This is a genomic window from Streptomyces sp. DH12 (assembly GCF_020873895.1).
In the GTDB taxonomy this organism is placed as follows: Bacteria; Actinomycetota; Actinomycetes; order Streptomycetales; family Streptomycetaceae; genus Streptomyces.
The window spans coordinates 140,732-153,453 of record NZ_JAHWGT010000006.1; the positions used below are offsets into that span (position 1 = coordinate 140,732).

A 12,722-nucleotide genomic window follows, 5' to 3' on the forward strand; every position below is an offset into this window, starting at 1 on the left:
GGGACGGGTCGGTCAGCGGACGGAGGTGTCGAACACGTCGTCGCGGGTGGCGGCCAGGGCAACCTCCAACGCGCCCCGCAGCACCGGGTCCTCCCGCACACCGCCGAGGACCAGCTGCGGCCGGGCGGCGGACAGTTCCCCGAGCTCCGCCCGGACCCGCTCGCACAGCGCCTCACCGCCCGCGACGGCCACGTCGCCGGAGAGCACGACCAGCTCCGGATCGAGGACGGCGACGAGCGCGGCGAGCCCGGTGGCCAGCCCGGTGGCGTAGACGTCGAGCAGCCGCGCGTACGCCCCACCGGCCGCGGCCGCCACCCCGTCGGCCCGGGCCGCCGCCCCACCGGCCGAGGCCCCGCCCACGGCGCCCCCGCCGACCGCGCTTCCGCGCTCCGCGCCCCCGCCCTCCACGCCTGCGGCTCCCGTACCCCCGGCCACCGCACCGCCCCCGTCCCCGCCCGCCCCGGCCACGGCCGCGGCGGCCCGCTCCAGCAGCCGTACGGCGACCTCCGGGTAAGGCCCGGACGGCACGTCGAGGCCCAGCTCGCGGGCGAGCCGGGGGAGCACCTGGCCGCCGGCGAGCTCCTGGAAGCCCCCGCTGCCGGCCTTGGCGACGTTCCGCACCAGCGGCGCGCCCGGCACCGGCATGAACCCGACCTCGCCGGCGCCGCCGGTGTACCCGCGGTGCAGCCGCCCGCCCAGCACGAGGGCCGCGCCGAGCCCCTCCTCGCTCCACAGCAGGACGAAGTCCCCGTGCCCGGCGGCGGCGCCGAGCCGCTGCTCGGCGACGGCCACGAGGTTGACGTCGTTCTCGTACTCGACCGGCGCGGGCAGCGCGGCGGCCAGCTCCTCCAGCAGGTTCGGCCCGTGCCACCCGGGCAGGTGCGAGGCGTACCGCAGCCGACCGGTCGACGGGTCGAACGCGCCGGGCGTGCCGATCACCAGCCGGTGCAGGTCGCCGCGGGCCAGCCCGGCCGCCTTCACCGCGCCGTCCAGCGCCTCGGTCACCTGCCGCACCGCCCCGGGCCCGCCCCGCCGGGGGGTGCGCAGCTCGAACTCCCCGACCACCGCCCCGGTCACGTCGGCGACGGCCGCCCGCACGCGCCGCGGGTTCACGTCGAGCCCGGCGGCGTACGCGGCGCGCGGGTTCACCCCGTACAGCTGCGCGTTGGGCCCGGGGCGCCCCTCGCTCGTCCCGGTCGCGACGACCAGCCCCGCCGCCTCCAGCCGCGCGAGCAGCTGCGACGCGGTCGGCTTGGACAACCCGGTCAACCGCCCGATCCGCGCCCGCGACAACGGCCCGTGCTCCACCAGCAGATCGAGCGCCGCCCGATCGTTCATCGCCCGCAACACCCGGGGGGTGCCGGGGACACCGGGAGTGCTTCCGGTCACGGGAAGCGCACCTGCCTTCGGCCGCGGCCGGGAGCGACCCCAGCCACTGTTAGGAAAGTTTACTGTTACCGGCTGTCGAACGTAGGGGGCAGCGGAGGCGCCGTCAATCCCCGCGTCGCGGAGTCCTTCGTTCCTCCGGCCCTTTCGCGAAAAAGGATGAACTGCGGAAATTGGTGGGGGGTCAGCTTCCTGCAAAGAGGTGTGACGCGCCCGATAACGCGTTGCTTTTGCGGCGCGCGGCTCCGTAGCGTCATCCGGCGACCTCATTGGGTCATTTGTTCGATAGTGGGGGTCTGGGGAGACCCCGGGGGGTGACACAGTCATGCCTGGACACAGGCGGAGACTGGGCAGCCGCGGCATCGCCGCGGCATTGGGCCTGGTCATGGTGGGTACGGCAGGCACGTACGCGTGGCCGGCGCAGGAGGCCGTAGCCGCGGTCAGACCCGCGGACGGACGGACAGCGCTCACGGCCGAGGCGGCGACCGTCCGGGCCGCCGCGTCCGGCGAGCCGGTCGAGGTGGTCGCGGAGCGCACCGAGTACGCGCAGACGATGGCGAACCCGGACGGCACGTTCACCCTGACCCAGTCGACGACGCCGCAGCGCGTCCGCGCGGAGGACGGTTCCTGGAGCGGCGTCGACGTGACGTTGGAGCGCCGACCGGACGGCACGGTCGGCCCGAAGGCGGCAGTCGCCGATGTGGCGTTCTCCGGAGGCGGCGACAAGGACCTGATCCGCCTGGGCGGCGGACGGAGCGGCTCGGTCACCCTCGGCTGGCAGCGGACCCTGCCCGCGCCCCGGCTCGACGGTCCGACCGCCACCTACCCGGAGGTGTTCCCGGGGACCGACCTCCAGCTGACGGCGACGGCCGAGGGGTACCGCGAGGTGCTCGTCGTCAAGACGCCCCAGGCCGCGGCAGACGCGGAGCTGCAGGAGATCAGGCTGACCGTGTCGGGTGACGGCCTGGCCGTCGCGCCGGGCGCCGGCGGGGGCGTGCGAGCCGTCGACGAGGACGGCAACACCGTCTTCGCCGGTCCCGCCGGACAGATGTGGGACTCGGCCGGCGGGGCGTCCGCGAAGGGCCCCCAGCCGCAGTCGCTGACGGCCGCCGCGCCGCCCGCGCCCTCCGCGGCGGCGGAGTCGGCCCACCCCACCCCCGGTGACGCGAGCGCGGTCCTGCCGGTGACGGTCGAGCCGTCCGCTGTGACGGTGAAGCCCGACCTGGGCCTGCTGCGCGGGGAGAAGACCGTCTTCCCCGTCTACATCGACCCTCCGATGGGCCTGGCCCTCGGTGAGCGCACGGTGCTGTCGTCGGACGGCGACCGCTTCTACGACTTCGACGGCGACTACGGCGTCGGCAACTGCAGCCGGCTGGGCCCGTGGTACTGCGACAAGTACCACACCAACCGGATGTACTTCGAGTTCGCCCCGACCAACCTCGCGGGCAAGCACGTGGTCGACGCGGTGTTCCGCGCCTACGAGACGTGGTCGTTCTCCTGCACGCCGCAGGACGTGGACCTGTGGCGGACCAACAACATCTCCGAGGGCAGCTCCTGGCCCGGCCCGGCGCAGCTCGACCTCATGGGCGACCGCGACGTGTCGGCGGGCCGCGGCACCGCGTGCTCCCCGGAGCAGCCGGACTCGTGGATCGAGTTCCACGACAACCCCGCGGAACCGGACGAGAACCTCACCTCCACCGTGCGGGCCTTCGCGGACGGCAAGTTCCCGCGGCTGACGCTGATGCTGCGCGCCAAGGACGAGAACAACCCGGACGCCTGGAAGCGGTTCGACGACAACGCCCAGCTGCAGATCAACTACGTGCCCAAGCCGGGCCTGCCGTCCCCGTACGGCGTCGTCCCCGGCAACGGCACCATGCGGTACTGCAACCCGCACATCGGCGACCCCCTGATCGTCACCGACTCCACCCCCCGCGTCCAGGCGGGCGCCCAGACCCAGGTGCAGCCGGCGTCCAACGGCTTCAAGGGCTCCCTGCGCGCCTACTTCGACGCCGAGCGCTACGACCCCGGCACGGGCAAGTGGATCCACACCTGGGACGCGCTGTCACCCAGCTTCCGGCCGGACGGGTACCTGGAGACCGTCGAGATGTCCCACCGCGCCGACCAGATCCTCTACCGGCTGAGGATGCAGACCCGCTCCTACTGGACGCTCGGGGACACCACGTCCTCCATGTCCTCGGCCTTCACCCCGTGGTGCTACTTCAAGACCGACACCACCGCCCCGAAGCCCCCGCAGATCACCGGCGGCGGTCCCTACGTCCCCTGCCTCACCAACGACTGCCCCGGTGCCGGCGGACCCGGCCAGGCGGGTCTGTTCACCTTCCGCCCCGACCCTGCGGACGTGAACCCCACGACCGGTGCGACGGACATCGCCGGCTACCGGTACCGGCTGATCACCCAGACCGGTGCCTCCACGGTCAACGGGGGCAAGCCCCCCGCCCAGCCGGTCACGCCGACGACCGCCGGGACGCACGTGCTCACGGTGGAGGCCCGGGACGTGCGGGAGCGCTACGGTGCGAAGGCCGAGTACGTCTTCAAGGTCGCACCCGGCCAGGGCGCTGTCGGACGCTGGCACTTCGCCGACCGCTCCACGGGCACCACGACGTCCACCACGACCAAGGACACCGCCACCGAGGGCGGCGTCCGCCACGACGCGACCCTGGCGGGCGGCGCCGGCTGGTCCGAGCGCGCCCGCCGCGGCGCCGGTGACTTCGCGCTGGACCTGAACAGCGGCGACCCGGCCAAGCAGCAGGCGTACGCCGCCACGACCGGCCCGGCCGTGAACACCCGGGACTCCTTCACCGTGTCCACCTGGGCGTACCTGACCGACACCACGACCAACCGCGTGGTCCTCTCCGGCTCCGGCACGCAGGACAGCGCCTTCACGCTGTACTACTCCGCCAACAACAGGAAATGGGCCTTCAACCGCGGTGCCCAGGACCTGGGGACGACGGCCGACATCGTCTCGCTCGCCGACGCCGTGAGCCCCGCACGGGTGTGGACCCACCTCACCGGGGTCTTCGACACCAAGGGCACCGTCGACAAGACGGACGACACCATCCAGCTCTACGTCAACGGCCGCCCCCAGGGCCAGCCGGTGAAGCTCGCCGCGACGGCCCCGGCCTATGAGCCGTGGGCGTCGTCCGACGGCCTCCAGATCGGCCGGACCAAGTCGACCGGCACCTACCAGCAGTACTTCCGCGGCCACATCGACGAGACCACCGTCTGGCAGCGCGCGCTGAACGCGGACGAGGTGCGGCAGGAGTCGCAGACGAGGGAGAGCGAGGCGCTGGAGGCACCCGCGACGGAACTCGTCGCCCACTGGAACGCGGAAGGGGCGTCCGGCGGCCAGATCGCCGAGTCCAGCGGGTACACCCGCGCACCGATGACCCTGTCCACCGGGGGCGCCCAGCTGGTGACGGGCGACGACGGCACGGAACTGCGTCTGGACGGCACCAAGGGGTACGCCTCCGCCACCGGCCCGGTGGTCGACGAGACCGGCTCCTTCACGGTGTCCGCGCAGGTACGCCTGGACGGCGCCGCCCTGGCGACGAAACCGGTGGGGTCCCGCTCCTACGTGGTGGGGCAGCCCACTGCATCGGGCGGGGAGTCGTCGTGGGGAGTGTGGGTGGAGAAGGTCTCCGAAGCGGGTTACCTGTGGCACTTCGGCCGTACGGCGGTCGACGCGACAGGCAAGGTCCTCCGTACCGCCTCCGTGATGTCCGAATCGGCGGCCGAACTCGACACCTGGGTGCAGGTCACCGGCGTCTACGACCACGTCGCGGCGAACGAAGGAGGGGCTGACGGCCTTCGCCTCCACCTCAACGCCGCCCGCCAGTACAGCGCAGAGGATTCGGCCTTCCCGGTCATTGTCCAGGGCACCGGTGCACTGGCGGCCGGCCGTGGTTCCGCGAAGGGCAGTACAGGCCACTACCTGCCCGGCGCCCTCACCGATCTGCGGATCTGGGCCGGCGCCATGACACAGGAGCAGATCAGCACGAAGGTCCTCGGCGACCCCGGCGACCTCTGACGGACGCTGTTCGGCCGGGGCGGGCGACGGGCCCGCCCCGGCCGACATACCCGGCGCTCCCATCCACGACCACGCGAACCCCTTGACCAACGAGACACCGAAAACGGGCATGAGCTGATGAAGAGACACGAACGCGTCCGCGCCGACGCTCCCGGCGCGAGACGCAGACTGAGATGGCCGCTGCGGCACGTCGCCGCCCTCACCGGCCTCACCCTGATACCGGGCCTCCTGTCGGCCCCGGCGTGGGCCGACGACGTCGACCCCCTGGGCCGCCCGGAACTCCGGGCTCCGAAGGCGGCCGACGTCTCCCCGTTCACCGCCTCGGTGAACAAGAGGACGGCCGAGGCCGTGCGCCGCGCCGCCGCAGCGAACGACAGGGCTGCCGAACGGGCCGCTGAGGCCCGCGACGAGGATGTCACCTGGCCGCGCGCCGGCAAGGCGACCATCAAGCCGCCCCGGAAGGGGACCGCCGAGGCGGCACCCGGCGGCCTCCCCGTCGCCGTCTCAGCGGGCGACGGTCCGGCCAGCACGGCGCCCGGGGCCGTCACCGTCACCGTCCTGGACCAGAAGCGCGCCGCCGCACTGGGCGTCAAGGGCCTGGTCATGACGGTGACCGGCCCCACCGAAGGCGGTACGTCCCGCCTGACCGTCGACTACGCCGCCTTCGCCTCCGCGTACGGCGGCGACTGGGCGGGCCGCCTGCGGTTCGTGCGGTTGCCGGACTGCGCGCTCACCACCCCCGCCGGCGCGGCCTGCCGTACCCGCACGGAGCTCCCCTCCGCCAACGACCGGCGCGCGCAGGAGCTGAGCACCGACCTCGCCTTCCGCGCCGCCCCCGCGCGGGCGGCCCGCGCGGCCACCGCGCCCGCCGCCGCCCAGACGATGGTGCTGGCGCTCGCCGCAGGAACCAAGTCCGGCTCCGGTGACTACAAGGCGACCCCGCTCGCCGCGTCCTCCACCTGGGAGGCGGGCGGCTCGTCCGGCACGTTCACCTGGTCGTACCCCCTGCGCGTCCCGCCGTCGGCGGCCGGCCCCAAGCCGGACCTGAGGATCTCGTACGACTCCGGCAGCGTGGACGGCCGCACGGCGTCCACGAACAACCAGGGCACCACGGTCGGCGAGGGCTTCGACCTCACGTCGTCCTACGTCGAGCGCAAGTACGGCTCGTGCGACGACGACGGCCAGGACGACAAGAACGACCTCTGCTGGAAGTACGAGAACGCCTCCCTCGTCCTCAACGGCCACGCCACCGAACTGGTCAAGGACGACACCAGCGGCCAGTGGCGCCTGAAGAACGATGACGCCTCCACCGTCCTGCACCACTCGGGCGACAAGGGCGCGGACAACGGCGACGACAACCGCGAGTACTGGACCGTCACCACCGGCGACGGCACCAGGTACCACTTCGGCCTCAACAAGCTCCCCGGCGCCACCACCCAGGCGACGCAGTCCGTGTGGACCGCCCCCGTCTTCGGCGACGACCCCGGCGAGCCCGGGTACACGCAGAGCGGCAGCTTCTCCGGCCGCGCCGAGAAGCAGGCGTGGCGCTGGAACCTCGACTACGTCGAGGACACCCACGGCAACGCCATGTCGTACTGGTACGCCGCCGAGCACAACCACTACGACACGCTCGGCGACGACGACACCGGCACGCCCTACGTCCGCGGCGGCATCCTCAAGGAGATCCGCTACGGCCAGCGCAAGGACACCCTGTTCGCCTCGCCGGCCGCGTCGAACCGCGTGCTGTTCGACTACGCGGAGCGCTGCGTCGCCTCCGGCACGGGCTGTGCCTCGCTGACCGAGGACACCCGGGACAACTGGCCCGACGTCCCCTTCGACGCCGAGTGCAAGGCCGACCTGAAGTGCACGGGCAACACCGGCCCGACCTTCTACACCCGCAAGCGCATGACGGGCGTCACCACCGAGGCGTGGAACGCGGCCGGCACCACCCCCGCGTACGCGCCGGTGGACTCCTGGAGCCTGAAGCAGACGTACCTCGACCCGGGTGACACCGGCGACTCCACCGACCAGTCCCTCTGGCTCTCCGAGATCCGCCACACGGGCCGCAACGGCACCCCGATCACGCTGCCCCCGGTGACGTTCTCGCACGAGTTCCGCGCCAACCGGGTCGACGGAAACAGCGACGACATCCTGCCGCTGAACAAGCCCCGCCTGTACACGATCACCTCCGAGACCGGAGCGAAGACGATCGTGAACTACCTCCAGGCGGAGTGCCTCGCCGGCCAGCCCAAGCCGAAGGTCGACACCAACACCCGCCGCTGCTACCCGGTCTACTGGTCGCCCAACGGCGCCGAGGAGCCGACGCTCGACTGGTTCCAGAAGTACCCGGTCAGCTCGGTGACCACCAGCGACCGCCTCGGCTCCTCCCCGCCCGTCGAGCACACCTACGCGTACGAGGGCGGCGGCGCCTGGCACTACAACGACGACCCGATGACGCCGGCGAAGGAGCGCACCTGGTCCCTCTGGCGCGGCTTCGGCAAGGTCACCCACCACACCGGCACCGCCGGCAAGACCCGGTCCAAGAGCGTCACCGTCTACCTGCGGGGCATGCACGGCGACCGCGTCCTCGGCCCCGACGGCAAGACCCCGGACCCCACGGCCCGCAAGACGGCCACGGTGACCGGCGTCGCGGCGCCCGCCCTGACCGACTCCGAGCAGTACGCGGGCTTCACCCGCGAGTCGGTCACCTACAACGGCGACGCGGAGGTGTCCGGCCAGGTCAACGACCCCTGGTCGAAGCGCACCGCCACGCAGCACAAGTCGTACGCCGACACCGAGGCCCACTTCGTCCGCACGTCGGCCACGCACAGCCGGACCCGCATCACCACCAGCGAGCCGGCGCGTGACCGGGTCCGCACGGTCCAGACGCTGTACGACGCCTACGGCATGGCCTACCAGGTCCACGACAAGGGTGACAACGCCGTCCCGACCGACGACACCTGCACCCGCACCTGGTACGCCCGCAACAACGCCGTAGGCATCAACAAGCTGGTCAGCCGCACCCGCACCACCGCCGGCGAGTGCGTGACCGACGACAAGCTGGACCTGCCCGCCGACTCCGGCCGCCCGGGCGACGTCATCTCGGACACCGCCACGGCCTACGACTCCACCACCTGGTCGGCGACCCAGTCACCGACCAGGGGCCAGGCGCAGTGGACCGGCCGGGCCAAGGGCTACGGCACCGACGACCAGCCGGTCTGGCAGAAGACGGCGACGATGACGTACGACGCCCTCGGCCGCGTACTGACCGCCAAGGACACCAACGACACGGCGACGGCCACCACCGTCTACACCCCGGCCGGCGCCGGCCCGCTGACCGCCACGAAGGTCACCAACGCGAAGGGCCACACGACCACGACGCTGCTGGACTTCGCCACCGGCGCCGCCACCAAGGTCACGGACACCAACAACAAGAACACCCACTCCGAGTACGACGCCCTCGGCCGCGTCACGAAGGTGTGGCTGCCGAACCTCGACAAGGCGCTCAACAAGCCGCCGAACCAGACCTACGCCTACAGCATCACCAACTCCGGCACGACCCTCCCCTGGGTCTCCACCAGCACCATCAGGGGGGAGGGCGGCCAGTACAACACCACGTACGAGATCTACGACTCCCTCCTCCGGGCCCGCCAGACCCAAGGACCGTCGCCCTCCGGCGGCCGGGTCATCAACGAGACCGCGTACGACGAGCGGGGCCTCGCCGTCACCACCTCGACCGACATCTGGGACGCGAATAACGCCCCGTCCGGCGACCTCGTCGCCACGGACGGCGGACAGGCCCCTTCGCAGACGGACGTCACCTACGACGGCGCGGGTCGCGCCGTCAAGCAGATCACCAAGCACCACAACGTGCCGCGGTGGACCATCGAGACCGGGTACACCGGCGACACCGTCACCTCGACGGCCCCCACCGGCGGTCAGGCGACGGCGGTGGTCACCGACGCCCTGGGCCGGACCACCGAACGCCGCGAGTACGCAGGACCGCAGCCCACGGGCTCGGCCACCACCACCACGTACACCTACCTCCCCGGTGGGCGCACGGGCACGGTCACCGGCCCGGACCAGGCGAAGTGGAGCTACACCTACGACCTGTTCGGCCGCCAGACCAGCGCGACCGACCCGGACAAGGGCACCGGCACCACCACCTACAACGAACTCGACCAGGCGATCAGCGCCGCGGACTCCCGCGGCAGGACCCTGGTCACCGAGTACGACGTCCTGGGCCGGAAGACCGGCCTCTGGGACGGCACCAAAACCGACCCCGCCAAGCTCGCCGCCTGGACCTACGACGTCCTGGCCAAGGGCCAGCAGGACACCGCCGTCCGCTACGAGAACGGCGTCAACCAGGCGACCAGCAGGGCGTACACCCAGAAGGTCACCGGCTACAACGCCCTCTACCAGCCCACCGGCAGCCAGCTGGTCCTGCCGGCGAGCGAGCCGCTGGTGGCGGCCGGCGTGCCGCAGACACTGACCTCGTCCACCGGCTACCGCCTCGACGGCCTGACCGGTAGCACGACGATGCCCGCCGCGGCCGGCCTCTCGTCGGAGACCGTCACCATCACCCGTGACGAGCTCGGCCTCGAGACGAAGGTGGCCAGTGGAACCGGCTACCTGCTGGGTGCGGCGTACTCGCCCCTCGGCGACGTACGGCAGCTCACCCTGGGCACCAGCTCGAGCACCGAGACGAAGAAGGCGTACCTCAACTACGACTACGAGCTCGGCACCCGCCGCCTGACCCGCTCCTACGTCACCGACACGGTGCACGCCTACATGCCGCAGGAGCTCACCTACAAGCAGGACGACGCGGGCAACGTCACCTCGCTCTTCGACGCCACCACCCAGGGCGGCACCACGAAGGCCGACTACCAGTGCTTCGCCTACGACGGCCACCGCCGCCTGACCGAAGCATGGACGCCGAAGACGGCCGACTGCGCGACCACCGGACGCACCACGTCGAACATCGACGGGGCGGCCCCGTACTGGCACAGCTACACATACAACGCGGCAGGGCAGCGCGCCACGGAGACCGAGCACACGGCGACGGGCGACAAGACCACCACCTACGCCTACGGCACCGCGTCCGACCAGCCGCACCCGCTGACCAAGACGACCGGCGCCCGGAACGCCACCTACACCTACGACAAGTCCGGCAACACCCTCACCCGCCCCGGCACCCAGGCGCAGCAGACCCTGACCTGGAACAGCGAGGGCAAGCTCGTCGGCACGACCGAGCCGGCGGCCGGCACCAAGCCCGCCCTCGGCACGAGCTACCTGTACGACGCCTCGGGTGAACTGCTCATCCGCCGCGCCACCGGTGACGGCGACACGATCCTCTACCTCGGCTCCACCGAGATCCGCCTCACCACGAAGGGCAGTAGGAAGACCCTCACGGGCACCCGCTACTACACGGCCGCCGGCAAGACCATCGCCGTCCGCACCGCGACGGCGGGCGTCACCGGCAGCAAGCTGAGCTACCTGTCGGCCGACCACCACGGCACGGGCACCGTGGCGCTCGACGCCACGACCATGGCCGTCACCAAGCGCTACACCACCCCCTTCGGCGCCCAGCGAGGCCCGGCCACCCCGGCTTGGCCGGACGACAAGGCGTTCCTCGGCAAGCCACAGGACAAGACCACGGGCCTGACCCACATCGGCGCCCGCGAGTACGACCCGTCGACGGGCCTGTTCCTCAGCGTCGACCCGCTCCTCCAGCTCGACATCCACCAGACCCTCAACGGCTACACCTACGGCGCCCAGAACCCGGTGGCCAACTCCGACCCGTCGGGACTCGGTGTTCCTTGCGGCCCGCGCCCCAACCAGGACGCCTGTCCCCAAAACCCCGGCGGCGGCAAGAGCGGCCAGCCGGACAAGATCCGTGGCGGTGGCGGTGGCGGTGGCGGTGGCGGTGGCCGCAGTACCGGTGGCACAGCTTCGTCCGGCAGTAGCGGAGCGGTCCAAGGAAGCGCAGGTTGCCTCCCGCCCCTCGTCTGTGGCGGGGGCAGGGGGAACGGTCCGCTGGTGGGGCCCGCCCCGAAGTTCATGCCGTACATCCCGGTCGGCATTGCAAGTAGCGCCTATATCAAGGCGCGTCATTGTGCAACCATGCCCATCGACCCCGAGTGTAATCCCGAGGATGCCATCTTGGGTGGTGGTGATGAGGGGGTTGTCGTGGTCGGTGCCAAGTGGGCTCTTGGGGCGGTGGACGGGAGTGAAATTTATGGGGAAAATAGTCGTGTGGCGCAACAGTTCATGGCTTCGGACCTTGCTGCCAGCTATCGACTGGAAGTCGCCCGTCGGTATGTCCACGAAGGTCTAACTTCTGGTGCGCTGAAGCCGGCTTCAATTGCGGAAGAAGAGGACAAGGCGGAGCGTGCTCGAAAGGACTCCCTGTCCATCGCCAGCGGCGACCGCAATGTAGCGGCGTCTGTTCTGGGTTCCCATACGGCCAGGTATGAAATTCTCAGGGCGAACTCTCGAGGGATTCAGGCGAGAATCACCGTCACCAACTCGATGTCGATCTCTTCGTTTGCGCATTATGCGACTGGCTATAATACCGATTCGGAGCGCTGGGTGCAGAGAAACTTGGACAACGAAGGTATTGTCGGGCTCGGGGGTGCGGCTAAGCATCACTTCATGACCATCACATACAGGACCATTGTGGAGTTCTGACTTGGTACCCGCCAGGCTTGCCGGTGCACATTGTTGTCGGCGAGCCTGGCGATCCGGCAAAAGGTAGATTTCGTGTCGATTCTTTCGAAGTGGCTGTATCCGGCTCCGGCTTTTTCGGTTGTCGTATTGTCCCTGCTTCTTTCGGCGTGCACTGCGTCCGATGAATCTCGGGAGAAGTATCCTCGCGACCGGATCGTGGAGGAGGATTCGCTCACGCGTACTTGGCGTGTGGGTGAGGCCACTCTAGATGTGGAGACGTCGGGCGCTTTCGCGGCCACGGACCTTCCGGCGAGATACTTCAATTGCGGTGATGCGGCCCAGAATGGTGTGCGTCGAAGTGATGGAAGTGGTACATGGGGGAGCAGGGTCAGCCAGGGAACCAGTACCCTGTTCCTGAGCTTTTCGGACGGTTGTACAGCCACTTTTTGGGTAGGCGAGAAGGGCGGGGGGCTGGTCCTTTGGGCCGACGTGGAAATCAACGACACACTGCTTTTGCTCCGGTGATCTGCGCAGGTCGTGGGGTGGTCGTTCCGAAATCTTAGACTTGCTGGCTGTCGGATATTGGACGGCGACGACCGGCTCAGTGTGCTGTCTCCAC

Annotated in this window: 3 protein-coding genes; 2 read left to right on the plus strand and 1 reads right to left on the minus strand. The window is 70.7% G+C overall.

Annotation, left to right across the window (positions count from 1 at the left end):
• Positions 1–12: 12 nt before the first annotated feature.
• A complete protein-coding gene (locus LPA54_RS07610; RefSeq protein ID WP_228975073.1) occupies positions 13–1,389 on the minus strand; it encodes an ROK family transcriptional regulator in 1,377 nt (458 codons plus the stop codon).
• Between the two features lie 322 nt (positions 1,390–1,711).
• On the opposite strand from LPA54_RS07610, the gene LPA54_RS07615 reads away from it, so the two are divergent.
• Positions 1,712–5,434 carry a LamG-like jellyroll fold domain-containing protein gene (locus tag LPA54_RS07615; protein ID WP_228975075.1) on the plus strand — a complete coding sequence of 1,241 codons (3,723 nt, stop codon included), beginning with the start codon at positions 1,712–1,714 and terminating at the stop codon, positions 5,432–5,434.
• Positions 5,435–5,551: 117 nt separating this feature from the next.
• Positions 5,552–12,124, plus strand: a complete 6,573-nt coding sequence (locus tag LPA54_RS07620) for an RHS repeat-associated core domain-containing protein (protein WP_228975077.1) — start codon at positions 5,552–5,554, stop codon at positions 12,122–12,124.
• Positions 12,125–12,722: the final 598 nt, after the last annotated feature.